The sequence below is a fragment of the Aeromonas aquatica genome, assembly GCF_000764655.1.
Taxonomy (GTDB): Bacteria; Pseudomonadota; Gammaproteobacteria; order Enterobacterales; family Aeromonadaceae; genus Aeromonas; species Aeromonas aquatica.
In genome coordinates this window covers 1-24,920 of sequence record NZ_JRGL01000121.1, presented here as the reverse complement: position 1 = coordinate 24,920, position 24,920 = coordinate 1, and the positions used below count along the sequence as shown (strand labels likewise).

22 protein-coding genes and 1 pseudogene are annotated in these 24,920 nt (G+C 61.7%); 9 read left to right on the top strand and 14 right to left on the bottom strand.

Going from position 1 to position 24,920, the window contains the following annotated elements:
- Positions 1 to 2: 2 nt before the first annotated feature.
- The 3 genes from LG30_RS0115680 to tatA form a co-directional block, all read right to left on the bottom strand.
- A complete protein-coding gene (locus tag LG30_RS0115680; protein ID WP_033131638.1) occupies positions 3 to 1,475 on the bottom strand; it encodes an MltF family protein in 1,473 nt (490 codons plus the stop codon).
- Between the two features lie 123 nt (positions 1,476 to 1,598).
- Positions 1,599 to 1,895, bottom strand: coding sequence for a YfcZ/YiiS family protein (locus LG30_RS0115675; RefSeq protein ID WP_033131637.1), 297 nt, complete (start codon positions 1,893 to 1,895; stop codon positions 1,599 to 1,601).
- A 14-nt stretch (positions 1,896 to 1,909) separates the two neighbouring features.
- Complete coding sequence (gene tatA / locus LG30_RS0115670; protein WP_033131636.1) at positions 1,910 to 2,071, bottom strand: twin-arginine translocase TatA/TatE family subunit; 162 nt, start codon at positions 2,069 to 2,071, stop codon at positions 1,910 to 1,912.
- A 273-nt stretch (positions 2,072 to 2,344) separates the two neighbouring features.
- On the opposite strand from tatA, the gene LG30_RS0115665 reads away from it, so the two are divergent.
- Positions 2,345 to 3,289, top strand: coding sequence for a LysR substrate-binding domain-containing protein (locus LG30_RS0115665; RefSeq protein ID WP_033131635.1), 945 nt, complete (start codon positions 2,345 to 2,347; stop codon positions 3,287 to 3,289).
- Between the two features lie 113 nt (positions 3,290 to 3,402).
- Here LG30_RS0115665 and LG30_RS0115660 read toward each other — a convergent pair whose 3' ends face one another.
- Both LG30_RS0115660 and LG30_RS0115655 read right to left on the bottom strand, forming a co-directional pair.
- A complete protein-coding gene (locus tag LG30_RS0115660) occupies positions 3,403 to 4,002 on the bottom strand; it encodes a YhgN family NAAT transporter (RefSeq protein WP_033131634.1) in 600 nt (199 codons plus the stop codon).
- A 110-nt stretch (positions 4,003 to 4,112) separates the two neighbouring features.
- On the bottom strand, positions 4,113 to 4,358 hold the full coding sequence (locus LG30_RS0115655) for a YecH family metal-binding protein (protein ID WP_033131633.1): 246 nt from the start codon (positions 4,356 to 4,358) through the stop codon (positions 4,113 to 4,115).
- 208 nt (positions 4,359 to 4,566) lie between these two features.
- Between LG30_RS0115655 and LG30_RS0115650 the strand changes: the two genes are divergently transcribed.
- The gene (locus LG30_RS0115650; protein WP_033131632.1) at positions 4,567 to 5,847 is read left to right on the top strand and encodes a dicarboxylate/amino acid:cation symporter; all 1,281 of its coding nucleotides are present in this window, start codon (positions 4,567 to 4,569) and stop codon (positions 5,845 to 5,847) included.
- Positions 5,848 to 5,937: 90 nt separating this feature from the next.
- Here LG30_RS0115650 and LG30_RS0115645 read toward each other — a convergent pair whose 3' ends face one another.
- Positions 5,938 to 6,252 (bottom strand): putative signal transducing protein, encoded by a 315-nt coding sequence (locus LG30_RS0115645; protein ID WP_033131631.1) that lies wholly within the window; start codon positions 6,250 to 6,252, stop codon positions 5,938 to 5,940.
- A 173-nt stretch (positions 6,253 to 6,425) separates the two neighbouring features.
- Complete coding sequence (locus tag LG30_RS0115640; RefSeq protein WP_033131630.1) at positions 6,426 to 7,328, bottom strand: LysR family transcriptional regulator; 903 nt, start codon at positions 7,326 to 7,328, stop codon at positions 6,426 to 6,428.
- 98 nt (positions 7,329 to 7,426) lie between these two features.
- Here LG30_RS0115640 and LG30_RS0115635 point away from each other — a divergent pair, with 98 nt between their 5' ends.
- The gene (locus LG30_RS0115635; protein ID WP_033131629.1) at positions 7,427 to 8,479 is read left to right on the top strand and encodes an HlyD family secretion protein; all 1,053 of its coding nucleotides are present in this window, start codon (positions 7,427 to 7,429) and stop codon (positions 8,477 to 8,479) included.
- Complete coding sequence (locus LG30_RS0115630) at positions 8,479 to 10,032, top strand: DHA2 family efflux MFS transporter permease subunit (protein WP_033131628.1); 1,554 nt, start codon at positions 8,479 to 8,481, stop codon at positions 10,030 to 10,032. Before LG30_RS0115635 ends, LG30_RS0115630 begins: the two co-directional genes overlap by 1 nt.
- Positions 10,033 to 10,098: 66 nt before the next feature.
- On the opposite strand, the gene LG30_RS0115625 is transcribed toward LG30_RS0115630, so the two are convergent.
- Positions 10,099 to 10,725: a lysoplasmalogenase gene (locus LG30_RS0115625; RefSeq protein WP_033131627.1), complete on the bottom strand. Its 627-nt coding sequence runs from the start codon at positions 10,723 to 10,725 to the stop codon at positions 10,099 to 10,101.
- 174 nt (positions 10,726 to 10,899) lie between these two features.
- On the opposite strand from LG30_RS0115625, the gene LG30_RS22570 reads away from it, so the two are divergent.
- Complete coding sequence (locus tag LG30_RS22570) at positions 10,900 to 11,052, top strand: hypothetical protein (RefSeq protein ID WP_152599334.1); 153 nt, start codon at positions 10,900 to 10,902, stop codon at positions 11,050 to 11,052.
- 318 nt (positions 11,053 to 11,370) lie between these two features.
- On the opposite strand, the gene LG30_RS0115620 is transcribed toward LG30_RS22570, so the two are convergent.
- From LG30_RS0115620 to LG30_RS0115600, 5 genes are all read right to left on the bottom strand, one after another.
- Positions 11,371 to 13,920 (bottom strand): TRAP transporter permease, encoded by a 2,550-nt coding sequence (locus LG30_RS0115620; RefSeq protein WP_033131626.1) that lies wholly within the window; start codon positions 13,918 to 13,920, stop codon positions 11,371 to 11,373.
- 104 nt (positions 13,921 to 14,024) lie between these two features.
- Positions 14,025 to 14,996 carry a TAXI family TRAP transporter solute-binding subunit gene (locus LG30_RS0115615; protein WP_033131625.1) on the bottom strand — a complete coding sequence of 324 codons (972 nt, stop codon included), beginning with the start codon at positions 14,994 to 14,996 and terminating at the stop codon, positions 14,025 to 14,027.
- A gap of 681 nt (positions 14,997 to 15,677) precedes the next feature.
- The gene (locus tag LG30_RS0115610; RefSeq protein WP_033131624.1) at positions 15,678 to 17,831 is read right to left on the bottom strand and encodes a S9 family peptidase; all 2,154 of its coding nucleotides are present in this window, start codon (positions 17,829 to 17,831) and stop codon (positions 15,678 to 15,680) included.
- Between the two features lie 315 nt (positions 17,832 to 18,146).
- On the bottom strand, positions 18,147 to 18,578 hold the full coding sequence (locus tag LG30_RS0115605) for a DUF411 domain-containing protein (protein ID WP_033131623.1): 432 nt from the start codon (positions 18,576 to 18,578) through the stop codon (positions 18,147 to 18,149).
- A 49-nt stretch (positions 18,579 to 18,627) separates the two neighbouring features.
- The gene (locus tag LG30_RS0115600) at positions 18,628 to 18,951 is read right to left on the bottom strand and encodes a hypothetical protein (RefSeq protein WP_033131622.1); all 324 of its coding nucleotides are present in this window, start codon (positions 18,949 to 18,951) and stop codon (positions 18,628 to 18,630) included.
- A gap of 269 nt (positions 18,952 to 19,220) precedes the next feature.
- Here LG30_RS0115600 and kefF point away from each other — a divergent pair, with 269 nt between their 5' ends.
- The 4 genes from kefF (at position 19,221) to LG30_RS0115580 (ending at position 23,448) form a co-directional block, all read left to right on the top strand.
- Positions 19,221 to 19,820: a glutathione-regulated potassium-efflux system oxidoreductase KefF gene (gene kefF, locus LG30_RS0115595; protein WP_033131621.1), complete on the top strand. Its 600-nt coding sequence runs from the start codon at positions 19,221 to 19,223 to the stop codon at positions 19,818 to 19,820.
- A 70-nt stretch (positions 19,821 to 19,890) separates the two neighbouring features.
- Positions 19,891 to 21,747 carry a glutathione-regulated potassium-efflux system protein KefC gene (gene kefC / locus LG30_RS0115590; protein WP_033131620.1) on the top strand — a complete coding sequence of 619 codons (1,857 nt, stop codon included), beginning with the start codon at positions 19,891 to 19,893 and terminating at the stop codon, positions 21,745 to 21,747.
- Entirely contained in the window at positions 21,744 to 22,130 is a 387-nt protein-coding gene (locus LG30_RS0115585) for a SirB2 family protein (RefSeq protein WP_033131619.1), read from the top strand. The genes kefC and LG30_RS0115585 overlap by 4 nt, the downstream gene beginning before the upstream one ends.
- A gap of 331 nt (positions 22,131 to 22,461) precedes the next feature.
- Positions 22,462 to 23,448, top strand: coding sequence for a helix-turn-helix transcriptional regulator (locus LG30_RS0115580; protein WP_033131618.1), 987 nt, complete (start codon positions 22,462 to 22,464; stop codon positions 23,446 to 23,448).
- Between the two features lie 1,095 nt (positions 23,449 to 24,543).
- On the opposite strand, the pseudogene LG30_RS0115570 reads toward LG30_RS0115580, so the two are convergent.
- A pseudogene (locus LG30_RS0115570) lies at positions 24,544 to 24,920 on the bottom strand (IS3 family transposase); the annotation flags it as partial.

Genomic DNA, 24,920 nt, shown 5'->3' with positions numbered 1-24,920 from the left:
GCTCAGGGTTGTACCGCCTCTTTGGCGTCGGAGATAGCCTCGGACTTGCCCTCCAGCTGAGGCAGACTGAAACGATAGGCCACGTAGTATTTGTAGATGGTGCCGACATAGTTGATGGGCCCCTGGCCGACCTCGTTGGCCACCAGCTGCTCCACGTTGCCAAACCAGACGTTCGGATCCAGCCCCCTCTCTTTGGCCTTGGCCTGCAACGCCTGCACCCGGTTCGGGCCCGCGTTGTAGGCCGCCAGCGCGAACAGATGACGATTGATATTGTCCATCCCGGGGTCGTTGAAATAGGTATCCAGAATGTGCCGCAGGTAACGGCAGGCCGCCTCCACATTGCCCTCCAGGCTGCTGAGTCGGGCCCCGCGGATCCCCACGACGCCGCCGGTGCTCGGCAGCAGTTGCATGATGCCGACCGCCCCGCCGTGGGAGCCGATATTGGGATTGAGCCCCGACTCCTTGTAGCCAAGCGCCGCCAGCATCAGCCAGTCCAGCCTGTATTTGGCCGCCTGGGTCTCGAGTACCTGGCGGATGGTCGACAGCCGCCCCAGCGGGTCTGGCGCCAGAATGTTGCTCATCTGCTCGCTCTGGGCCAGCAGGCGACGCAGGGTCATGTCGCTGTAGAGGGTGCGCTTGCTTGACTCCGAGATATAGGCGTTTACCGCCTTGAGCAGCTCGGGGCTGTTGTTTCGCAAGGCCCAGGCGCTGCGCCCCTTGTCTCGCAGCGGGATCAGCTTGTGCGCCTTGAGGCCGCCTATCATGTCGAGCCAGATCCGCCCCTTGAAGCTGTCGGTCACGGTCAGCGGTATGATGCCGGCGGCCACCATCTCCATCAGGTCTCCGTCCTGCAGATACTCGGGCACCGTCTCTATGTACACCGGGGGCAGCCCCAGCTCGCGAAACAGCCAGTTGAGCTGGTGCAGGCTCTCGTAGTAGCTGGAGCTGGCCCGCACCCAGATCCGCCGCCCCGACAGCTGGGTGATACGGTTGAAACCGGGCAAGGCACGCTGGCTCACCACCCACTCCTCGATGGGCGAGATGATGGGAGCAGAGAAGGTGACCTGCTCACGCCGGGTCGGCGTCACCGTCATGGTGGCCGCCACCAGATCGCCGCGCCCCTCGGTGAGATAGTCCAGCAGCTTGTCCTGACGGACCGGGATGTAGATGATCTTGAGCTTGAGCTTCTCTTTGGCGAGATAGGTCTTGTTTAGCCAGCGCTCGAAGCCTTGCAGCTGATTGACCAGGATGCCGTACTGGGCGCCCTTGTCGAAGAAGAAGAAGCCCCGTTCATAGACCACCAGGGCCCTGAGCTCTTTTTTTTGCAGGATGTGTTCGAGGTCCCCGGGTTGGGGCAAGCGTTTCGGTTTGACGTCCACTACGCGTGGAGGAGTACTCTCTGGCCGGGGCAGGGGATCCACCGCCAGCAGAGGAAGACACCAGCAGGCCAACAGGCCCCAGATCCATAGCCGCATCCTCTCTCCTTCTGTTGACCGACTCGTATCGGGCGAGCCGTCCGTGGGATAACTCACTATAGAACGGGGAGCTGCGGCTGCAGGGTCAATACGGCAGGCGGGCCTGCCGTATCATCAGATTGCTCAGACTGAGCGGGCACGCAACTCGAAGATCAGCTTCTCGGCGGTGCAGGTGAATTGCAGGCGAGCCTTGAGGATCACGCCCTCGCCACCCTGGCTCAGCTCGCTGCTGACGCTGGCCTCGGCAGTCACCTGCTTGGCCAGTGCCTCATAGGCCGCCAGCTTGGCGCGAGCATCGGCTTCTGTCGCGGCCTCGATCACCAGCTCCATCAGCTCGTCACCCTCACCTATGATGGTGCCGATCTCGGCCATGCTGCCACAGCTCTCACAGGTTTCCTGCACTATCTCTTTTACAGACATCATTCAACTCCTACTTATTTCGGCTGCGTATCATCGTTACGCAAGGCCTTGCGAAAATCCTTGATGGCGGTGCCCAGATCCTCTCCGGCGCCGGCCAGGCGTTTACTACCAAACACCAGAACGACGACCACGAGCAGGATCAACAAATGCCAGATATGAATTCCACCGAGTCCCATGGGGATGCTCCTGACTGATTGATATCGATAGCTTGTATCAAAAGAACGCGTAGCGATTGTTGGGCGAAATCAAGGCAGGTGCAAGTTTGTGAATCAATCGGCAAAAAAAATACGGCGACCCATGGTCGCCGTACGAATCGGTGCTACTTGTCCCCCTCAACTACTACATCCTGTAGCAGTACCATAACGGCGTGAGACGTTTCGAGCATAGGGTCGCCAAGATATGAAAACAAATGGTATAAATTCATCTAAGAATTGAAGGAGATTCATATCATGTTGCTGGAACAGCTCGGGCGCATAGACCTTAATTTATTGATTATCCTGCAAGTCTTGCTGGAGGAGCGCAATGGCAGCCGGGCCGCCCGCCGCCTGCACCTGAGTCAATCGGCCGTCAGCAAGGCCCTGGGCCGCCTGCGGGACACCTTCGACGATCCCCTGTTCGTGCGCTCCGCCTACGGGCTGGAGCCCACTCCCCGCGCCCTCGGTCTGCAGCAGCAGTTGCAGCCCATCTTGCTGTCGCTGGACAACCTGATCCAGCCGCCGGATTTCGATCCTGCCCATACCGAGCGTGAGTTCGTCATCGCCAGCATGGACAGCGCCTTCACCCTGTTCGCCCCCCTTTACCTGAGCGAACTCAAGCGCCAGGCGCCGGGGATCCGGCTGCGCTACGAGGAGTGGACCGAGCACAGCCTGACCGAGATGAGCCAGGGCCAGGTAGACATCGCCTTCACGGTGCGGGAGAACTGCATCACCTCCGACTACCGGCTCGACACCCTGCCCGGCAGCATCTGCCAGCGGTTGCTCGCCATCGATGACCTCACCTGCCTGGTACAGCAGGATCACCCGGCGCTGCACGAAACCGAATGGGATCTCACCCGCTACCTCGCCTATCCCCATGTGCAGACCTACTGCGAGGGGCGGGATCGCTGGATGCTGGATCACAAGCTGGCGGAGCAGGATCTCTATCGCCGGATAGAGGCGACCGTGCCCTCGTTCGAGGCGGCGCTGCGGATGGGGATGCATTCGAACATGATAGTGACCCTCTCCAAGCTCTATGCCCGCCACGCGACCCAGGTCTACCCGCTGGTGCCGCTGCCGCTGCCCATCGCGCTGGACAGCATCTCCCACCTGCTGATCTGGCACCAGAGTCACGAGGAGGATCCGGGCCACCGTTGGCTGCGGGAAACCCTGCTCGCCCTCATCATGAGCAAGCTCTAGACCTCAGCGACCGAAGGATCCTGAGCGTCGGCACTGACTGCCGGTGCGCCGTTTCACAGGCAAAAAAACGGGGCTCTGTGCAGCCCCGTTCATTCACGCCATCATGCTGACGGTCAGTTCTGGCCGGTCACCGCCAGATAGTGGTGCACGCCGTCCAGCAGCATCTGCACCGAGATCATCACCAACAGCATGCCCATCAGCCGCTCCACTGCGGTGAGTCCTCGCTCACCCAGCAGCTTGTTGAACAGCTCGTAGAACATCAGGATCACGGCGCTGGCGCCCCAGGCCAGCAGCAGGGCCAGCGACCAGTCCGCCATCCGGGTCGGCTCCTGGTTCGCCAGCAGCAGCAGAGAGGCCAGGATGGACGGACCCGCGATCATGGGGATGGCCATGGGCACCAGGAAGGGCTCCTCGCCGGCGGCCAACCCGGTCACCCCACCGGGCGTCGGGAAGATCATCTTGATGGCGATGAGGAACAGGATGATGCCCCCGGCGATGCTCACCGCCTCCTGGCGCAGATTGAGGAAGCTCAGGATCTGCTGACCGGCAAACAGGAAGCCCAGCATGATGGCCAGGGAGAACAACAGCTCACGGATCATCACCTTGCGTCGCCGCTTGGGATCGACATGGCGCAAAATGGAGAGGAAGACCGGCAGGTTGCCCAGCGGATCCATGATCAGAAACAACATGACGGCAGCGGAGAAAGTATCCATACGATTGACGGGCAATGCCCGGGCCAAGCCTTCGACAGAGAAAAAGAGGGGGAAATACTAACAAAGGGAAGAAGATTGCGCGAGCCGCAGGACACGGCTCGCCGCCGGCCTCAGCCGTGATTGCAGATCTTGTCGGCGCGGGTCTGGAAGCCTTGCTCCGACTCGATGAACTTGCCGCGCTTGGCCAGCAGTTCGATCAGGGCCTCTGCATCCATCTTGCTGGCGCTGCAGGTGTGAAAACGGGCCTCGGCACCGAAATGCGCGTCGATCGCCTGCTTGAGGCTGGCGCGGGTAAACTGGCCATCCTGGGTCAGCATCATCTCCATCACTTCGTGACCATGTATCGACTGGGACATCTCAAACCTCGTTAATTATCATGTCAGATGTCCATTAAAGCCGGAATGGCCAAATCCGATCTTGATGTAAACCAATAAATTGGCGTTTTTAACAACCGCGGGCTGGCCGTGAGCACCGCTTTGTCGATAATGTGGCAACCTGGGCAGGGGATGGCTACACTAGCGCCCCTTTTTGCCATCGCAGACAGAAAATAAGGACATCGGCGTCATGCTGTTCCATGGATTGGCCCTCAAGCCCTGGCGGATCTGGACCCGCCGCCCGCTCTGGTTGAAGACCCTGCTCGGCATGCTGACCGGGATAGGGCTCGGGCTCGGCTTCAGTGAGCAGGCATTGCTGCTCAAACCCATCGGCGTCCTGTTCGTCAACACCATACAGATGCTGATGGTGCCCCTCATCTTCTGCTCCGTCATCGCCGGCCTCACCTCCCTGCTCAAGGGCAAGACCCTGGATCGGATCGGCAGCAAGGCCATCGGCCTCTATCTGTGCTCGACCGCCATCGCCATCTGCATCGGGCTGATGATGGGCTGGCTGCTGGAGCCCGGCATGGGTGCCAATATGGGGCCTTACGAGCGGACCGGTGTGGTAGTGCAACCGACCCTGGCCAGCGTGCTCAGCCATCTGGTGCCGCGCAACCCGATCCAGGCCATGGTGGATGGCAAGATCCTGCAGGTGATCGTGTTCGCGGTGGCCCTCGCCCTCGCCCTCAACGCCAGCGGCCGCCGCGGTCGGCCCGCCATCCTGTTCTTCACCTCCCTGGCGGAGGGCATGTTCAAGCTGACCCAGATGGTGATGACGCTGGCGCCCTACGGCGTCTGTGCCCTGATGGCCTGGATGACGGGCAAGTACGGGCTGGATCTGCTGCTGCCGCTACTCAAGGTGATAGGTGCCGTCTACCTCGGCTGCCTGCTGCACGTGCTCGGCGTTTACAGCAGCCTGCTGATCCTGCTGGCCCGCCTCAACCCGTTGCACTACTTCAAGAGCATCCTGGATGCCCAGGCAATCGCCTTCACCAGCAGCTCCAGCAGCAGCACCCTGCCCATCAGCCTGGCCTGCGCCGAGCGCCGACTCGGGGTCTCCCCCGCCATCACCGCCAAGGTACTGCCCATAGGCGCCACCATCAACATGGACGGCACCGCCCTCTATCAGGGGGTCACGGCCCTGTTCGTGGCCCAGGCCTTCGGGGTGGATCTGCACCTGGTGGATTACCTGACCATCATCAGCATCGCGACCCTGGCCAGCATCGGCACCGCCGGCACTCCGGGCACCGGGCTGATGCTGCTGACCCTGACGCTCACTGCGGTGGGCTTGCCGCTGGAAGGGGTGGCGCTGATCGCCGGCATCGATCGCCTGCTGGACATGGCGCGCACCACGGTCAACGTATCTGGGGATATTCTGGTGTCCGTGTTGATCGCCCGCAGCGAGGGAGAGCTGGATCTGGAGACCTATCACGATGCCAACGCGGGCGAGGACATCGACTTCCCGCGTTGAGGTGCGCTTTTCGCAACCTATTGGTGCTCTTTACTCCCTTCTCCCACGCTTCTTCAAATAAGGCGGGTGAAAGCTCGAGGATGAGGGTAATCAGTGCTCGTGGGGATCGTGATGACAGCGCCAGCAGATGTCGAAGTTGGCGCCGTTCTCCTCCCCGCACTGGCCACACAGCCAGCCATTGCCCTGGCGTTGCTGGTAGCGCTCGATGATCCGCCCTGCCCGGCTGCGATCCTGCTCGCGCACCAGCAGGGTGACCTGCAGCAGATCCACCGGCAGCTCCCCCAGCGCCCCCGACAACCCTTCTCCGCTGAGCCGCACCAGCACCCCTTCGACTTCCAGTGCCCCCTTCAGGGCATAAGCTTCCAGCGAGTGAGAGGCCCGATACAAATTGATCCATGGCTCCATGTCTTGTCCTCAATACTGCTTGTCGATACGGTCATCGGCGCCAGCGCTATCACCCTCTCAGGCATAAGCTCCCAGCGAGTGGGAGAGCCGATAGAGATTAATCCACTGTTCCATGTCTTGTCCTCACAGTGCGCTCATATTCATTCATGTCCCGACCTTGACAGCCTCGCCGCTCACAGCAAGTTGTCGATACCGTACTCTGGCCCATTGGCTATCAGGAAATCGATAAACACCCGCAACTTGCGCGGCATCAGCCGCCGCTCGGGGAACAACAGATAGATCGGCACCTTGGGCTGCTGCCAGTCCGGCAACAGGGCCATCAGGGAGCCTTCGGCCAGCTCATCATGGCACAACATGGCGGGCAGAGAGGCGAGCCCCAACCCGGCCTTGGCCGCCTCCCTTGCGCAGGTGATGTTGTTGACCTGGAAGCGGGAAGGGGGATCCACCAGCACCTCGCGCCCATCCAGTTCAAAACACCAGTGAGAGGCCAGAAAGCCGCTGCTGACCGCCACCCGCTGGTGCTGCACCAGATCCTCGGGTCGGGTGATCGCCGGGTTGCGCGCCAGATAATCCGGGCTGGCGCAGAGCAGGCGCCCGGTGCTCCACAGTCGCCGCGCCGCCAGGTTGGAGTCGCTCATGTCACCGATCCGCACTATGGCATCCAGCCCCTCGCTGATGGGATCCACGATGCGATTGGTCAGCTCCAGATCGACTCGCAGGCCCGGATAGGCTTGCAGGAAATTCGCCACCAGCCGGCCGACCACCAGCTGGCCCGTTTCGATGGGTACCGCCAGCTTGAGGGTGCCGGTCACCTCCTGCTGGCTGGCGCTCAGCATCAGCTCGGCCTGGGCCAGCTCCTCCACCGCCTTGCTGCAGCGCAGATAATATTGCTCTCCGGCCTCGGTCAGGGTGAGCTGGCGGGTGGAACGGTAGAGCAGCCGCACGCCGAGCCGCTGCTCCAGCTCGGCGATGCGGCGGCTGACCGTCGCCTTGGTCATCCCCAGCTCCTGGGCGGCGGCGGTGAAGGAGCCCTTGTCGACGATGCGCACGAGGATTAAGGCTGCGTTCAAGTCCATTGTCTCACCAGTGAAACTGTATATCTCATGAATGGATACTAATCGAAACAGTCGGCCGATGTTAGCCTGCCCCCCACAGTTCAGGAAAAACCAAAATCATGAGTCAACACAAGAAGATTCCCCTGCTGGCCGCGCTGCTGCTGGCCCTGCTCGGCGTGCTGTTCGCCGCTTACTGGTATCTGCACGGCCGTTACTTCGAGAGCACCGACAACGCCTATCTGCAGAGCGAGGTGACCGGCATCGGCTCCAAGCTGCCCGGTTATATCGGCGAGGTGCTGGTGACCGACAACCAGGAGGTGAAGGCCGGGCAGCTGATCGCCCGCCTGGACGATCGGGAATACAAGGCCAAGGTGATCGAGGCCGAGGCCGACCTGCACCTCAACCAGGCGACGGCGGAGAACCTGGCCGCCACCCGTATCCAGCAGCAGAGCCTGATCCGCCAGGCCGAGGCCAAGGTCGCCTCGGCCGACGCCGAGCAGGTACGCTCCCGCCAACAGGTCGATCGCATCGGCCAGCTCAAGCAGCGCAACTACAGCTCCCAGGACAATCTGGACGAGGTGAAGGCGGGCTTGCGCGTCAACCAGGCCCTGATGCAGGAGGCCAAGGCCGCCCTGCAGGCCGCCCGCGAGCGCCTGTTGGTACTGGATGCGGAGGCCAAGCAGAATCTGGCCAGACTGGCCCTGAGCGAGGCTCAACTCGAGCAGGCCAGACTGGAACTCGGCTACACCGAGCTGCGGGCCCCGGCCGACGGCATCATCGGCAAGCGCAGCCTGCGGGAAGGTCTCTACGTGCAGTCCGGCATGCAGGTCGCCAGCCTGGTGCCGCTGCAGCAGGTCTGGGTCGAGGCGAACTTCAAGGAGACCCAGCTGCAGAAGATGCAACCGGGTCAGAAGGTCGAGGTGATCCTGGATGCCTATCCGGATCAACCGGTCGAGGGGATCATCGACAGCCTGGCCCCCGCCACCGGTGCCAAGTTCGCCCTGCTGCCGCCGGAGAACGCCACCGGCAACTTCACGAAAATCGTGCAGCGGGTGCCGGTCAAGATCCGCATCCCGGAGCCCGGCGTGCTGGCAGGCAAGCTGAGACCGGGCCTCTCCACCGAGGTGATCGTCGATACCCGTGATCCCGAGCCCGTGGTCGCGGCTCACTGATGGAAGCCATCCCGCGTCGCAACTGGATCGCGGTCATGGGGGGCCTCATCGGCGCCTTCATGGCCATCCTCGACATCCAGATCACCAACGCCTCCCTGAAGGACATTCAGGGAGCCCTGTCGGCCACCCTGAGCGAGAGCTCCTGGATCTCCACCTCCTATCTGGTGGCGGAGATGATCGCCATCCCCCTGAGCGGCTGGCTCAGCCGGGGCCTGAGCGCCCGTCGCTACATGCTGTGGAGCACGGGCGCCTTCATCGTCGCCTCCGTGCTCTGCTCCTTCAGCTGGAACCTCACCAGCATGATCGTGTTCCGGGCCCTGCAAGGCTTCACCGGCGGTGCCCTCATCCCCATGGCCTTCTCCCTCATCATCAGCCTGTTGCCGCTGCACAAGCGGGCCACCGGCATGGCGCTGTTCGGCCTCTGTGCCACCTTCGCCCCCACCATAGGACCGACCCTGGGGGGCTGGCTGACGGAGCAGTTCTCCTGGCACTACATCTTCTATCTGAACGTGCCCCCCGGCCTGCTGGTGATGGCCATGCTGGCCCACGGTCTGGACAAGAAGGCGGTGGACTGGGAGGTGATCAAACGGGTGGATCTGGTCGGGATCCTCACCATGGCGGTGGGGTTGGGCCTGCTGGAAGTGGTGCTGGAGGAGGGCAACAGGGAGGACTGGTTCGGTTCCAGCTTTATAGTGCGACTCACCGTCATCTCCGTGGTGGCGCTGATCTTCTTCGTCATCAGCCAGTTGCTGCGTCGCCACCCACTGGTCAACCTGCGGCTGCTGCACAGTCCGCGCTTCGCGATGGCCTGCTTCGCCTACCTGGTGCTCGGTATGGGGCTGATGGGCTCCATCTATGTGCTGCCCCTCTACATGACCCAGATCCACAACTACAACGCGCTGGAAATCGGCGAGGTGCTGATGTGGATGGGGCTGCCGCAGCTGCTGGTGCTGCCGCTGGTGCCCAGGCTGGTGACCAAGATAGATCCCCGCTATCTGGTGAGCTTCGGCTTCCTGATCTTCGGGATAAGCTGCTTCATGAACATGAACATGAGCGCCGACTACGCCGGGCCCCAGCTGATCCAGTCGCTGATCGTGCGGGCACTGGGCCAGCCCTTCGTCATGGTACCGCTCTCCCTGGTGGCGACCGCCAGCCTGACCCCGGACGAGATCCCCTCCTCTTCCACCCTGCTCAACGTGCTGCGCAACCTCGGCGGCGCCTTCGGCATCGCCATGATCGCCACCATGCTGGACAACGACACCCGCATCCAGTTCAGCAACATCAGCAGCACGCTCGCCGCCAGCAGCATAGAGGGGCAGAGCTACCTGCTGCAGCTGGCCCAGAGCATGATGGCGCAAGGTGCCGGCCCGGAGCAGGCACAGTTGCAGGCCCAGGCCATGCTGTCGAACACCATCAACCGGGAGGCCACCATCATGGCGTACAACCAGGTGTTCTTCGTGATGGGGGTCTTCCTGCTCATCGCCAGCGCCATGATGCTGCTGCTCAAGCAGCCGCCCCCCAGGGCCGCCGACGCCGAGCCCATGGAGGCATGACGCAGCAACGAAAAACGGGCCAGCAGGCCCGTTTTTTTATGGTCGGTTTGGCATTCGTGCCGGGGCTCAGCCCGCCAGGGAGGCAGCAATCAGGAACTGGGCGGCATAGTAGCTGCTCATGATCCAGGCCTTGGCATGGGGGAAGGGGCGGCGGAACCTGTCCAGCGCCAGCATGCTGTCGGAGAAGAGGAACATCAATGCCCCCACCAGGGCGGCGGAGCAGCCCGCCGTGAGCGAGGCATGCCAGGCACCGGCGGCCACCCAGGCCATGCCGATGATCACCAGCATGTAGCAGAACACCGGGATCTTCATCTCCCCGAGCTTGCCCCACAGCAGGCCGAACACTAGGCCCGCCACCAGCAGCAGCATCAGGCCATCCACCAGCTTGAGCACCAGCGGCCCCTGGGCGAAGCCGACGATATAGCAGACATGTGCGACAAAGAATGCCGCCAGCCCCTGGATGAAGCGATCCTTTGGCAGCATCAGCAACACGTCCCCCGCCAGCGACAGGCAGAGGCCCAGCAGGATCCAGGCGTGGGAGCCATTGTGGTCGTCACTCTGGTAGCCAAACGCCAGCGCTATGATAAACAGCATGGTCAGCGGCTTGCTGATATAGAACTGACGGGAGTCTGAGCCGTAGGCGGTGCGGATATGCCACCAGCCCGATGCGATGATCAAGAAACTCAATAACATGCCCTGCTCCTCATCGGTTGCTCGCGCTCGGATGGCAACCTCTTTAATGACTGCCAGATTAACAAATTCCCCCGACCAGTGGCAGGGGGAATGCAGCAGATGGCACTCTACGCCTAAAGTCTAATTGCCCCGCCCCCGCGGCTCGGGCATAAGAATCAGCTCAGGAAGATCACCATGGAAGACGCAATGACCAACTATCTGCCCGCTATCGACATCATGATGTGTCATCTGGGGATTAGCTTCGAGCAAGCCTGCGAGCAGCTGGGCCTGAGCCCGCAGGAGCAACAGGCTCTGGATCAGTTGCAGCAGCAGGCTCAGTCAAACTAGCCCTCCCGGTATGGACATCATGATGTGCCATCCGGGGAGCCGCTTCGAACAGGCCTGTGAACAGCTCGGCCTGAGCCCGCTGGAGCAACAGACTCTGAGCCAGATACAGGCGCAGGAGCTGTCGGAATAGCTCAGTCCCGGTATCGACATCGTGATGTGTCATATGTGGGAATCAGCTTCGAGCAAGCCTGCGAACAGCTGGGCCTGAGCCCGCTGGAACAGCAGAACCTGAGTCTGCTGCAAGAACAGCAGCCAGAGTAACGCCCCCCAAGATTGAAAACGGCGCCTTCGAGGCGCCGTTTTTATTGTGGGTGCTGATTAACGCAAGGTCCGTCGTCGCTGCAGCCAGACCACCAGCGCAAACAGCAGGAAGCCCGGCAACCACATCAGCTCCTTGTGCCAGCGTTCGGTAGGCGCCTTGACGGAGAGGATCTCCTGATCGAACTCCATGCCGGCCGCCGCCGCCGGGCTGCCGAAGGTGACGCTGTCGATCAGCGTCTTGCCGTCCTGCTCATACAGGGCCAGCCCCAGGCTGGCCAGACGGGCCTCCCCATCCGCACCGGCCGGCACCGCCAGCAGCACCGTGGATTGGCGCAGCTTGCCCACCGCATCCTCCCCCTGGATCCGCAGCCGCAGGGTGCTATCCGCCTCCACCTCCCCCAGGGTCTGGGCGAACTGGGCCGGCGCCGTGTCGCGATAGGGATCCTGCACCATGTCCATCCAGAAGCCGGGGCGGAACAGGGTGAAGGCCACCAGCAACAGCAGCACGCTCTCGTACCAGCGGCTGCGCGCCAGGAACCAGCCCTGGGTCGCGGCGGCGAAGATCAGCATGGCCACGGTGGCCACCATGAAGATCAGCACGCCGTGGGCGAAGTCCACATCGATCAGCAGCAGATCGGTGTTGAAGATGAACAGGAACGGCAGCGCCGCGGTGCGCAGGCTGTAGTAGAAGGCGGTGATCCCGGTCTTGATGGGATCCCCCTTGGAGACGGCCGCCGCCGCGAACGACGCCAGCCCCACCGGCGGAGTCACGTCCGCCATGATGCCGAAGTAGAACACGAACAGGTGCACCGCGATGAGCGGCACTATCAGGCCGTTCTGCTGGCCGAGCGTCACCACCACGGGCGCCAGCAGGCTGGACACCACTATGTAGTTGGCGGTGGTGGGCAGCCCCATGCCGAGGATCAGGCTCAGCAAGGCGGTCAGCAGCAGCATCAGCAGCAGGTTGCCCATGGAGAGGAACTCCACCAGATCCGCCAGCACCAGGCCGACCCCGGTCTGGGAGACGGCGCCCACTATGATGCCGGCGGTGGCGGTGGCGATGCCGATGCCGATCATGTTGCGGGCACCGGCCACCAGGCCCTCCCTCAGATCCACCAGGCCATCGCGGGCCGAGCCGTAGTGGTGCTTGCCATCGGTGCGCAGCCAGTTGAGCAGCGGCCGTTGGGTCAGCAGTATGATGGTCAGCATCACTGTGCCCCAGAAGGCCGACAGCCCGGGCGACAGTCGCTCCACCATCAGGCACCACACCAGCACCACCACCGGCAGCAGGAAGTGCAGGCCAGATAGCAGCACGGCGCGGGTGTTGGGCAGCTCGGTCAGCGGCTGATCCGGATCCTCGGCAGGCAGCGGCTCATTGCTGGCCGCTATCTTGAGCAGGCCCAGATAGGCGGCTACCAGCAGCAGGGCGACCCCCGGCAGGGCATAGTCACCCAGCGCCGGTTTGAGCCAGCCCAGACCGTAATAGACCGCCATCGACAGGCCGCTGATCAGGGCGGCGCCGAAGGCAAAGCCGGTCAGGCGGCGCAACCAGGGCTTGGGTTGGTGGTTGCCGATGGGCTCCATACCGAGCTTGAGCGCCTCCAGGTGCACTATGTAGAGCAGCGCTATGTAGGAGATGGTCGCCGGCAGGAAGGCGTGCTTGATGATCTCGACGTAGGGAATGCCCACGTACTCCACCATCAGGAAGGCGGCGGCCCCCATCACCGGCGGCATGATCTGGCCGTTGACCGAGGAGGCCACCTCGACCGCCCCCGCCTTCTCCTTGGAGAAACCGACCCGCTTCATCATGGGGATGGTGAAGGTACCTGTGGTGACCACGTTGGCGATGGAGGAGCCGGAGATGACCCCGGTCAGCGCCGAGGCGACCACGGCCGCCTTGGCCGGCCCGCCGCGCAGGTGGCCGAGCAGGCTGAAGGCGAGCTGGATGAAGTAGTGACCGGCGCCGGCCCGCTCCAGCAGGGCACCGAACAGCACGAACAGGAACACGAAGCTGGTGGAGACCCCGAGCGCTATGCCGAACACCCCCTCTGTGGTGATCCACTGGTGGTTGGCCAGGGCGGTGAAGCTCACCCCACGGTGGGCCAGCAGCCCCGGCATCCAGGGACCGGCCAGGCTGTAGCCGAGGAACACCAAGGCGATCACCGCCAGGGCGGGCCCAAGGGCGCGGCGGGTCGCCTCCAGCAGCAGCGGGATGCCGATGCAGGCGGTGACCAGATCCGAGGTGGTGAGATTGCCGGGGCGCTGGGCCAGGGCCTCGTACATCACGAACAGATAGATGGCGGCGCCGGCGGCGATGAGGCCGAGGGCGATATCCCCGAGCGGGACTCTATCCCGGGGGGAGCGGCGGAACGCCGGAAACACCAGGTAGGCCAGCAACAGGGCGAAGCCGAGGTGGATGGCGCGGGTCTCGGTGTCGTTGAGGACGCCCACCCCCAGCATGAAGGGCAGCGGTGAGGCGATCCAGAGCTGGAACAGGGACCAGGCCAGCGCCAGTCCGGTAATGAGCCAGCCCATGAGGCCGAGCGGCAGCCGGGCGCCCACGTCCTGGGCGATCAGCTCCTCGGTGGAGAGTTCTTTATCTTGCATAGGATTTACATCTGCCTACGAGTACAACAAGAACAACACCCGCTGCGACAGAGGAAGCGGCAGACGGGTGTTGAATGGCATCACAAGGGCCCGTGGGCCGGGGATCAGAGCCAGCCGCGCTCTTTGTAGTAGCGAGCGGCGCCTTCATGCAGCGGGGCGGAGAGACCCACCTTGATCATGTCGGCCTCTTTCAGATCGGCGAAGGCCGGGTGCAGGCGCTTGAAGCGGTCCAGGTTGTCGAACACCGACTTGACCAGCTGATAGACCACTTCAGGATCGGCCTTGGCGCTGGTGGAGAGCACCGCCTTGCCGCCGATGGACGGGGTCGGCTGGTCGCTGCCCTTGTAGAGGCCACCGGGGATCTCGGCCTTGGTGTAGTAGCTCTTCTCGGCCAGCAGCTTGTCGATGTCGGCCCCGGTCACCGGTACCAGTACCGCGTCCGTGGTGGTGGAGGCTTCCTGGATGGCACCGTTCGGGTGACCCACGAAGTAGCTCATGGCGTCGATGTTGTTGTCACCCAGCGCCGAGGCCTGCTCCGCCGGTTTCAGCTCGGAGACCAGGCCGAAGTCGCCCTTCTTCCAGCCTTTGACCGCCATGATCTCTTCCATGGTGTCGCGCTGGCCCGAGCCCGGGTTGCCGATGTTGACGCGTTTGCCCTTGAGATCGTCGAAGCTGGCGATCTTGGCATCGCGCCGGGCCAGTATGGTGAACACCTCGCTCTGCAGGGAGAAGACGGCGCGCATGTCGTCCATAGCCCCCTCGGCCTGGAAGGGAGCCAGCCCCTTCATCGCCTTGTACTGATGGTCGGACTGCATGATGCCGAAGTTGAACTCACCGCTGCGGATGCCGTTGACGTTGGCCACACCGCCGCCGCTGGCCGGGGCGTTGCATTTGATCTGGTGATCGGCGGCGCCGCGGTTGAGGAAACGGCAGATAGACTGGCCCGCCACATAGTAGACACCGGTCTGGCCGCCGGTGCCGATCGTCACGAAGCGCTCCTGCGCCTGGACCTGACCACCAAACGAGACGCCAACCAGGGCAGCCGACAAGGCACACGCCAGGGTTAATCCTTTCATGCTTTTCATCCTTTTCATTGTTTTATCTCACCCGATTCCCGGGTGAATATGAGCCAGGCCCGCATCAAGACTGGACCTGACGATACGACCTCGTGTGAGGAAAGGGTCGGGCACCGCTGGCCCTGCCCAAAGTCACCATCATCCTGTGGTGAGACAGTCAGCCTCATGCCGACTCTGGGTGATTTGACCAGAAGAGGGTCAGATCAAAGTTGCAACCACTTGATTAGGCACATACCGCCAACATAAATCAAACAAAACGGCAAAATGACGGATTTAAATAGCGAGAAATTTGAAGCGGATCATCAATTGTCTGATCAAGGATTAATTGAGCGAGTCATCAGGCGAGACCAGGCGGTGGGAAGGCGAGATTCTATTGCGGACCTTGTCTGACAAGGGTTTGCGCGGCAGTTGGTTATGCTTTAAATCGTTAGATATACGGAATAAATAAAAATAAGATCGCCCTGTAGCAGCAGAACCTGATGCCTCCGGACGAGGTGTCGCCAGCGGCAATTGAGCCAGTGCGTTTTAACAACTGCGCATCATGTCACCGGGCCTGCGGCGCCGTCAGGCCCGGCATAGAGACAAGCTCCTGGGGCAGGCATGCTCGGATAGCAAAAGGCCCGGCGCCCCATGATCGGAGGGCGCCAGGCCTTTCTGTTGCCGGGATAAAGCCCCAGCGGTTTATGCCTTGGGCTTGGCCAGGTCCAGGATAAACGCGAACTCCAGTGCGATGTCCTCATAGGCCTTGAAGCGGCCCGACTTGCCGCCGTGGCCGGCATCCATGTCGGTGTTGAGCAGCAGCAGGTTATGGTCCGTCTTCAGCTCCCGCAGCTTGGCGACCCACTTGGCGGGCTCCCAGTACTGCACCTGGGAGTCGTGCAAGCCTGTGGTGACCAGCAGATTCGGGTACGCCTGCGCCTTGATCTGATCGTAGGGGCTGTAGGCCTTCATGTAGTCGTAGTAGCGCTTCTGGTTCGGGTTGCCCCACTCGTCGTACTCGCCGGTGGTGAGCGGGATGGATTCGTCCAGCATGGTGGTGACCACGTCCACGAATGGCACCTGCGCCACTACCCCGCGATAGAGCTGGGGCGCCTGGTTGATGACGGCCCCCATCAGCAGGCCGCCGGCGCTGCCGCCCATGGCGTAGACCTGATCCTGGGCGCCGTAGCCCTGCGCCACCAGCGCCTCGGTCACGTCGATGAAGTCGTGGAAGCTGTTCTGTTTCTTGAGCAGCTTGCCGTCTTCATACCAGCCGCGACCCAGCTCCTCCCCCCCTCGCACGTGGGCGATGGCGTAGACGAAACCGCGGTCCAGCAGGCTCAGGCGCGCGGTGCTGAAGTCGGGATCCATGCTGGCACCGTAGGAGCCATAGCCATAGACCAGCAGCGGGTTCTGACTGTCTTTCTTGAACTTGTCCTTGCGATAGACCAGGGAAACCGGCACCTTGACGCCGTCACGGGCGGTCACCCAGAGCCGCTCGCTGGCATACTTCGCAGGCACGAAGCCCGCCACCGCCTGCTGCTTGAGCAGGGTGCGCTTGTCGCTGTCCATGTCCAGCTCGTAGGTGGAGGACGGCGTGGTCATGGAGGAGTAGCCATAGCGCAGTTGGCTGGTGTCGGGCTCGGGGTTGTAGGCGAGCCAGGTGACATAGGCGGGATCGTCGAAGGCGATCTCTTTTTGCTCGCCACTCTGCCAGTTGACCTGACGCAATCGGGTCAGCCCCTGGCTGCGCTCCTCCAGCACCAGCCACTCCTTGAACAGGGCATAGCTCTCCAACAGCACGTCCGGGTTCGGGGCTATCACCGCCTTCCAGCGATCCACCGGGCTCTCCTTGGTCTCGTACAGGCCGAAGTTCTTGCCGTCCTTGTTGGAGCGCACGTAGAAGCGACCACGGTAGTGATCCAGGCTGTATTCGTGATCCACCTGACGGGGCAGGAACAGCCGCGGCGTCTGGGTCGGCACATTGGCATCGATGAGCCGCGCCTCGCCGCTGGTGGTGCTGGAGAGGGCGATGACGATGAAGTCTTCCGAGGTGGTGGCGTAGAGGCTGACGTAGAAGCTGTCCTCCTTCTCCTCGTAGACCAGCTGATCCCGGGCCTGATCCGTGCCGAGCACGTGACGATAGACTTGATAGGGCAGCAGGGTCTTGGGGTGCTTGCGCACGTAGAACACCGTCTTGCTGTCGTTGGCCCACACCAGGTTGCCGGAGGTGTTTTCCAAGGTGTCGCCGGCCCAATTGCCGCTCTCAAGATCCAGGAACTGGATCTGGTACTGACGGCGGGAGAGCAAGTCTTCCGCCACCGCCAGCCAGCGGTTGTTGCGGCTCACCTCGAGGGCGCCGAGGGCATAGAATTCGTGCCCCTCGGCGCGCTGGTTACTGTCCAGCATCAGGCTGGCCTCCTTCTCCCCCAGCTTGGTGCGGGAGTAGATGCCGTACTCCTTGCCCGGCTCATAGCGGGTCTGATAGCGGTAGCCGTTCTTCACGTAGGGCACCGACTCGTCCTGCTGGGGGATGCGGGCCACCATCTCCTGATAAAGCTGCTCGCGCAGGGGCTGGGTCGGCTTGAGCATGGCCTCGGTGTAGGCATTCTCGGCCTTGAGATAATCCAGCACCTCGGGCTTCTGGCGCTCGTCGTCCCGCAGCCAGTAGTAGTTGTCGACCCGGACGTCCCCGTGCTTCTTCAGGGTATGGGGATGTTTGGCGGCCACGGGAGGGAGAATAGCCGGCGGTGTGATGGTATCGCTGGTAGGCATGGCGGACTCTTCATTGGCATGGGTACAGGGCGCGGCAGCCAGGCAAGCCAGCAGCAGCAACCCTCGGGAAAAGATGAACATGTCGCATCCTTTGCGCGGTAACAGGGTCGGCGGGCTCGCGTCCGCACCATACATCGACGATCAGGCTGCGGCCCAGGACTCCGCGCGGCGGCGGCAAGGCGGGCAAACCCGAACATCACCCCTGTGATAATAAATGGCGATCAATCTGCCCCTTGTCGCCCCGGGTTGCAAGTGATCCCCGGACATTCGGCCCAAATCCATGAAAAAGGCCACCATCTCGCGATGGTGGCCCTCTCCTCTGGCCATGAGCGGCACGGGTTCGCTCAGGTGTGCCTCACATGATTAGGAATAGTGCCGGCTCATGACCAGTGTTCGTCAGCCGGGGTAGCTCGACCAGACTTTGGTCGCGCCCTCCTCGCTGATGCTCAGCACCTGGTAGGGCTGACCCGGAATGTCCATGCCCGGCGCACTCTGGGGCATGCCCGGAATGGTCAGGCCACGGATCGCCGGTTTTTCCTTGAGCATCTTCTGCACATCGGCGGCGGGCACATGCCCCTCAACCACATAGCCATTCACCACCCCGGTGTGGCAGGAGGCCAGCTGCGGGGTAATGCCATATTGCTGCTTGATGGGATCGAGCTCCTCGGTTTCCACGACCTTGACCTCAAAGCCGTTATCTTCCATGTGCTTGATCCAGGTCTTGCAGCAGCCGCAATACTGGGACTTGTAGACGGTCATCCGCTCCGTTGCCAGGGCAGAAAAACTGAGAGTACCGGCCAGCACGGCCAGTAACAGGGACTTGTACATAACTCACCTCGGATAAGAAGAAATGCCCAACGATAGGGTAAGAATCGACTCAACCGAGATGACGAGGGGGACGTTCGAGCCGCTCGCGCGGCACATCCGGCATAAACAGGGAGGGAGAGAGGAAATCCGGGGCATCGGGTTCGAGTACGGCCACCGTCAGGCTGTCGCCGCTCAGCACCGTCATGGCGAGGGCCGAGGTGAAGCTGCCACAGGGCATGGCTTTCTCCAGGGTACGCTCGCTCTGGCTGCAATGGGGCGTCAGGGTACAGAGATCCGTCGCCGCCCGGCTGCCAAACGACATCAACACCATCAGCAGACTCCACAGGGGGAGCCAGCGGCGGGCGCGAGCGAGTTGGCGGCGGGTCAGAACCATGACGGACCTCGGTTATCAAAGGAGGCCTATGGTAACCCTTGGCCCCGGGGGAGGGTCAAGCCTGCCACCTGCGGGAGATCAAAAGAGAGTGAGATAGCGGGTGGGACATGCCACACTGGCCCTCATTTACGGCGCCAAAAGAGCCACATCCGGCGGTGCAGATAGCGCAGCATCGTCAGCCCCCATACTGGCGAGGCTCCGCACTTCTTGATAACGTCGCAGCTGATATCTCTTTCGTCGACACGAGTCTCCACTCAGGTTATGACCCCATGAAACGCATTCTGGTTATCTTCTCACACCCGGCGCTGCAGAGCTCCAGGGCCAACAAGCAGCTGCTGCAGGCGCTCGACGGCCTGGAGGGCATCACCCTGCACGATCTCTACCACCAGTATCCGGACATGTTCATCGACGTGAAACGTGAACAGGCGCTGCTGGCCGCACACGACATCATCGTCTTCCAGCACCCCTTCTACTGGTACTCCTGCCCGGCCATCATGAAGGAGTGGATGGATCTGGTGCTGGAATACGGTTACGCCTATGGCCCCGAGGCTCATTCCCTCAAAGGCAAGCAGTGGCTCAGCGCCATCACCACCGGCGGGGCGCCCGAGTCTTATTGCAGCGCGGGCTACAACCAGCGGCCGCTGCTCGACTTCCTGCTGCCATTCCAGCAGACCGCCCAGCTGTGCGGCATGCGCTGGCTGCCCCCCTTCGTGCTGCACTCCTTCCACAAGCTGGAGGATCCGGCGGCCCTGCGCCGCTGCGGCCAGGACTATCGTCAGCTGATCTGCGCCCTGCGCGACGATCAGCTGAGCCATGCCCAGCTCAATGAGAGTGCTTATCTGCGCGATCTGCTGGAGGGGCTGTCATGACACTCACCTGGAGATCCCCTCGGCTCATCCCGCTGGCGCGGGCGACCCTGTTCGGATGGAGGGCCCGCTGATGGGACACGGATTGCTGTTTGATGCCTTGATCTATCTGTCGGCGGCGGTGATCGCCGTGCCGCTGGCCAAGCGTTGGGGGCTGGGCTCGGTACTCGGCTACCTGCTGGCCGGCATCATCATAGGTCCCTTCCTGCTCGGCCTGGTGGGGGAGCAGAAGGATGTGATGCACTTCGCCGAGTTCGGGGTGGTGCTGATGCTGTTCCTGGTCGGCCTGGAACTCAGGCCCGCCCTGCTGTGGCAACTGAAGGGGCCCATCCTCGGCACCGGCGGCCTGCAGGTGCTGCTCACCACCGCCGCCCTGACCGGCGTGGGCTATCTCATCGGCCTGCCCTGGCAACAGGGGCTGGCCATCGGCCTCATCCTGGCGCTCTCCTCCACCGCCATCGTGTTGCAGAGCCTGCAGGAGCGCAAGCTGATGCAGAGCGAGAGCGGGCGATCCGCCTTCGCGGTGCTGCTGTTCCAGGACATCGCCGTGATCCCCATACTGGCGGTGCTGCCACTGCTGGCCATAGCGCCTGTGGTCAGCAACGGCAATTCCGATCTGGCGGGCTGGCAGCACGGGCTGCTGGTGGTCGCCGCCATCGCCGGCATAGTGCTGGGCGGCCATTACCTGATGCGGCCGGTGTTTCGTGCCATCGCCCAGTCCCATATGCGGGAAATCTTCGTCGCCGCCGCCCTGCTGCTGGTGATCGCCATCGCCGTGCTGATGGAGTCGGTGGGCCTCTCCCCCGCCCTCGGCTCCTTCCTCGCCGGCGTGGTGCTGGCGGACAGCGAGTATCGCCACGAGCTGGAGGCGGACATTGAGCCGTTCAAGGGGCTGCTGCTCGGCCTCTTCTTCATGTCGGTGGGAGCCGGCATCGACTTCGGCCTGTTTGCCGATCACCCGCTGCTTATCCCGACCCTGGTGATAGGTCTGATGCTCCTGAAATGGGGGGTGCTGATGGCGCTCGGCCTCATTCTGCGGGTCTCTCCCAGTCAGCGCTGGACCTTCGCGCTGGCCCTGGCCCAGGGGGGAGAGTTCGCCTTCGTGTTGTTCTCGTTTGCCGCCCAGAACAAGGTGCTGCCGGGGGCAACCATCTCCTTGCTGACCCTGGTGGTGGCGCTGTCCATGGCGCTGACCCCGCTGCTGCTGATCCTCAACGACAAGGTGATCCAACCCTGGTTCGACTACCGCAACCGGGACGACGTGCCCAGGCACGAGCAACCCGAGTTGGTCGAGCATCCGGTCATCATCGCCGGCTTCGGCCGCTTCGGGCAGATAGTCGGTCGTCTGCTGCACGGCCACGGCATCGGCACCACCATCCTTGAGCAGGACGCCAGCCAGATAGAAATGCTACGCAAGTACGGCTATCAGGTATTCTACGGCGATGCCAGCCGGCTCGACCTGCTCCATGCCGCCGGGGCCCACAAGGCCAAGCTGCTGGTGCTCTCCATCAACGATCCGGCGACCTCCCTCGAGGTGATCGAGATGGTGAAGAAACACTTCCCGCACCTCAAGATACTGGCCCGCGCCCAGGACAGGCCCCATGCCCACGAAATCCTCCGTCACGGAGTCGACAGCGTGCACCGGGAAACCCTGGGGTCGGCTGTGGATCTGGGGGTAGAGGCCCTGACCCAGCTCGGATTTCGGGCCAACCAGGCCTGGCGCGCCGGCCAGATGTTCAAGCAGTATGACAACCGGCTGCTGCGGGAACAGGTCAACTACCTGGATGACGAGCACACCTATATCAACAAGAGCCTGCAATACCGCGAGATCCTCTCCGATCTGCTGCAAGACGACGAGGAAGGACAGGAGCGTACCCACGCTCACAACTGGAACAGCGGTCTGCCCGACAACGACAAGGAAGCAATATGATTGCCTATTACCCCATGCTCAAACACCTGCACATGACCCTGGCCATGGTCAGTCTGCTGCTCTTCATCTACCGCTGGAGCCTGGCGCTGGCTGGCAGCGGGCGCTTGCAACAGAAGTGGCTCAAGGTGTTGCCCCATATCAACGACACCTTGCTGCTGCTGTTTGGCGTGCTGCTGGCGGTCACTCTGCAGATGAGCCCGGGCCAGCAACCCTGGCTGATGGCCAAGCTGATCGCCCTGGTGCTCTACATCGGTCTCGGCGTCATGGCGCTCAAACGTCCTGGCCGCAACCAGAAGCTGATCGCAGGCGTGGCCGCCCTGGCCGTGTTTGGCTACATGGTGGGTGCCGCCATGACCAAGTCAGCCTGGTCCTGGCTTGCCTGATCACCACTCTGCGGTGAGGGCCAACCCCTCACCGCACTTTCCTTCCTGCCCTCTTCCTCACCCCGCTTCGCACGTTCATTGCTCCCGTCCATTGCGCCGCTGCTCACTCATTTTTTCCTGATAATGACAACAGCCACTCTGGTCCCATGATTATTTTTAGATAAAAAAGGCTTCAAATAACTCCTTGTGTGGCGTATTTTATGATTTCTATCAGTGAGTTATCGAATCCTGTATGAAAATGGCGACAGTTGTCGCAGCAAAACTTGCGACATAGACTGTCGCAAGTGCTGGCTAGGATAACCTCAACGCTAAACCAGTGAAGGCATGCACCATGAGTAAGAAGCTGTTACGACAACTGACCTTGGCGCGTTGCATCCCGCACCGCCCTTACAAGCTGACCGCCAGCCAACTTCAGGTAAAACTGGAAGAGGAAGGCATTCACGTCAGTCTGCGTACCGTGCAACGGGACCTGGAAGAGATGTCCGGTATGGGACTGTTCGACCTCACCTCGGATGAGCGCAGCAAACCCCATGGCTGGTGTTTCGAGCGCCACGGCCTCAACGACTTTGCCAACATCATGCCGCTCTCCCTGGCAGTGGCCCTGAAAACCTGGAGTGACCAGGCGAGCCAACTGTTGCCGGCCAGTGTGCTGACCGAATTGAACCCGCTGATCGACAAGGCCGGCCAGGTCATCCGCGACAGCCAGAGCGAACTGGCGGAACGCTGGCTCGAGAGCGTGCACCAGTCGCCACGTCCCTTCGCCGGCAATCCGGAGATCCGTCGTAGCACCCTGATCCGCGACGCCCTGTGGCGTGGTCGCAAGTTCAGCGCCGAGATCCAGCGCGTCATCAAGGAGCGCACCGTGTGGCTCTGCTATGACCGTATCAACCCGCTCGGCATCCTGAACCAGCCGGATGGCCCCGTGCTGCTCTGTACCCTGTCCGAGCTGGATCCCAAGGTCTACGGCATCCCGTTCGATCACATCAAGAACGTGGAACTGACCAACTTCAGTGCGACCCAGCCGAAGGAGTTCAATATCCAGAAGCTGATCCGCGAGCAAGGCTATCAGGACGTCAGCGGCCCCATCCGCTTCGTTGGCCGCATCGATGCCAACTGCCCGACCCTGATCGATGGTCAGATCCCGGGTCACAACCCGCGCATGACCCGCTACGACAAGCGCAGCGTGGTGGTGGAAACGGAAGTGCAGGACACGCCCGAGTTCCGCTCCTGGCTGAACAACATGAGCGGCAACCTGGAAGTCCTGGCTCCCGAGTCCCTGCGTAAGGCATATCCGACTCCTGGTACCCGGGTCAGCTGATCAGATCCTTCGACAAAGCGCAAAAAGCCGAGATGAGCCTCGGCTTTTTGCCTGTTTTTCAGACATATTTACTCAATAAAATTTTAACTCTTACACCCCTGATTGAACCTTCTGTACCATCGTTTTCCTCCCTGTTTTTGGTTGTAAGAGATCCGCCATTCCCCCTGTAAGACCCCTCATCGTTGAACCGTACGTGAAGCCATCCCATGGTCGCTATGCTTTCTAAGGAAACTAAATAAGTTATTGATACAAAATGAAAATTACTCTGCAAGCTCAATATTTATTCACTACCTTGCTGCTTTCAATGGCGGATCACGCCTTGTTCCCGTTCTCGGTTGCCTTAGTATGGGTCTCACAAGGACGGCGCTGGTTCGGCAGGATGCAGAAACGGCGCATAAACAGGGAAGGCCACAGGATGTGGCAGGACACCTCAGGATGAGGTTGATAACCCGGATGGTTATCACCAAGGATTGACAGGACAGCCACAGGATGTGGTGGACCCCTCAGGACGAGGCAGAGTGGTACGGATTACCGCTCTTCAGGATGTAAGGAACCTCGCCGGAGGCGACAGGAACGGCTTCAGGATGAAGCGAGATAACTTGGATGGTTATCTGTCAGGAAGACGCAAGGAACACCACGGGATGTGGTAATGGACACCTCCAGGATGGAGAGGGTGAAGCAATCAGGAGCGATTGCTAGGCTAGGACGGCCACAGGACACCCCAACGGATTGGGAAGGGGAAATTCCAAAGGACAGGATAAAGAGTCAAGGATTGCAGGGAGCATGGCAGTTCAGGGACTGGACTAGATGACTTGAGGGGACGGCAAACGCCGTCCCCTTTTCTTTATGCCTGGCATCAGGGATTAACAGCTCCGTCGCTATAACCACCGATCCCACACCGCCATGCCATTGTTACCGTTTAGCCTGGCTACCAGAACGTCCCATCTCGTTAGTTCTTCTACTGACACGCTGATCGTAGCGGCCTCAACCAGTCATTTGCAGAGCGCCATCAGGCTGGCTTAACCGAGCCCCTTGGCCAGCCGACCATCTGACGACCTTCCTAAACTGGTGTCCGGGATGATTAGACCACTACAACTCTGACTTCAGGCTTCTGAACAACCGCTCCATCGGGGCGTTATCCCAGCAGTTGCTACGCCGACTCATGCTCTGGGTCATGCGATAGCGCCACAGTCGTTGCCGAAATGCCCGACTGCCGTATTGGCTGCCCTGGTCAGAGTGAAACAGCACACCAGAGGGGCAACCTCGTTGCTGATAGGCCATCTCCAGCGCTTTGATTACCAATTCTGCATCAGGCTTGTCAGACATCGCCCAGCCAACGACCCGGCGGGTATGGAGGTCAAGAACCACTGCCAGGTAATTCCAACAACCTCCGACCCAGACGTAGGTAATATCGCCACACCACACCTGATTGGGTTGCGGAGCATCAAATTCGCGGGCCAGCAGATTGGGAA

What these genes read in the sequence shown, in the direction of transcription:
- LG30_RS0115680 (WP_033131638.1), bottom strand. Translation starts at nt 1,475, where the DNA reads ATGCGGCTATGGATCTGGGGCCTGTTGGCCTGCTGGTGTCTTCCTCTG.
- LG30_RS0115675 (WP_033131637.1), bottom strand. Translation starts at nt 1,895, where the DNA reads ATGTCTGTAAAAGAGATAGTGCAGGAAACCTGTGAGAGCTGTGGCAGC.
- tatA (WP_033131636.1), bottom strand. Translation starts at nt 2,071, where the DNA reads ATGGGACTCGGTGGAATTCATATCTGGCATTTGTTGATCCTGCTCGTG.
- LG30_RS0115665 (WP_033131635.1), top strand. Translation starts at nt 2,345, where the DNA reads ATGTTGCTGGAACAGCTCGGGCGCATAGACCTTAATTTATTGATTATC.
- LG30_RS0115660 (WP_033131634.1), bottom strand. Translation starts at nt 4,002, where the DNA reads ATGGATACTTTCTCCGCTGCCGTCATGTTGTTTCTGATCATGGATCCG.
- LG30_RS0115655 (WP_033131633.1), bottom strand. Translation starts at nt 4,358, where the DNA reads ATGTCCCAGTCGATACATGGTCACGAAGTGATGGAGATGATGCTGACC.
- LG30_RS0115650 (WP_033131632.1), top strand. Translation starts at nt 4,567, where the DNA reads ATGCTGTTCCATGGATTGGCCCTCAAGCCCTGGCGGATCTGGACCCGC.
- LG30_RS0115645 (WP_033131631.1), bottom strand. Translation starts at nt 6,252, where the DNA reads ATGGAGCCATGGATCAATTTGTATCGGGCCTCTCACTCGCTGGAAGCT.
- LG30_RS0115640 (WP_033131630.1), bottom strand. Translation starts at nt 7,328, where the DNA reads ATGGACTTGAACGCAGCCTTAATCCTCGTGCGCATCGTCGACAAGGGC.
- LG30_RS0115635 (WP_033131629.1), top strand. Translation starts at nt 7,427, where the DNA reads ATGAGTCAACACAAGAAGATTCCCCTGCTGGCCGCGCTGCTGCTGGCC.
- LG30_RS0115630 (WP_033131628.1), top strand. Translation starts at nt 8,479, where the DNA reads ATGGAAGCCATCCCGCGTCGCAACTGGATCGCGGTCATGGGGGGCCTC.
- LG30_RS0115625 (WP_033131627.1), bottom strand. Translation starts at nt 10,725, where the DNA reads ATGTTATTGAGTTTCTTGATCATCGCATCGGGCTGGTGGCATATCCGC.
- LG30_RS22570 (WP_152599334.1), top strand. Translation starts at nt 10,900, where the DNA reads ATGGAAGACGCAATGACCAACTATCTGCCCGCTATCGACATCATGATG.
- LG30_RS0115620 (WP_033131626.1), bottom strand. Translation starts at nt 13,920, where the DNA reads ATGCAAGATAAAGAACTCTCCACCGAGGAGCTGATCGCCCAGGACGTG.
- LG30_RS0115615 (WP_033131625.1), bottom strand. Translation starts at nt 14,996, where the DNA reads ATGAAAGGATTAACCCTGGCGTGTGCCTTGTCGGCTGCCCTGGTTGGC.
- LG30_RS0115610 (WP_033131624.1), bottom strand. Translation starts at nt 17,831, where the DNA reads ATGTTCATCTTTTCCCGAGGGTTGCTGCTGCTGGCTTGCCTGGCTGCC.
- LG30_RS0115605 (WP_033131623.1), bottom strand. Translation starts at nt 18,578, where the DNA reads ATGTACAAGTCCCTGTTACTGGCCGTGCTGGCCGGTACTCTCAGTTTT.
- LG30_RS0115600 (WP_033131622.1), bottom strand. Translation starts at nt 18,951, where the DNA reads ATGGTTCTGACCCGCCGCCAACTCGCTCGCGCCCGCCGCTGGCTCCCC.
- kefF (WP_033131621.1), top strand. Translation starts at nt 19,221, where the DNA reads ATGAAACGCATTCTGGTTATCTTCTCACACCCGGCGCTGCAGAGCTCC.
- kefC (WP_033131620.1), top strand. Translation starts at nt 19,891, where the DNA reads ATGGGACACGGATTGCTGTTTGATGCCTTGATCTATCTGTCGGCGGCG.
- LG30_RS0115585 (WP_033131619.1), top strand. Translation starts at nt 21,744, where the DNA reads ATGATTGCCTATTACCCCATGCTCAAACACCTGCACATGACCCTGGCC.
- LG30_RS0115580 (WP_033131618.1), top strand. Translation starts at nt 22,462, where the DNA reads ATGAGTAAGAAGCTGTTACGACAACTGACCTTGGCGCGTTGCATCCCG.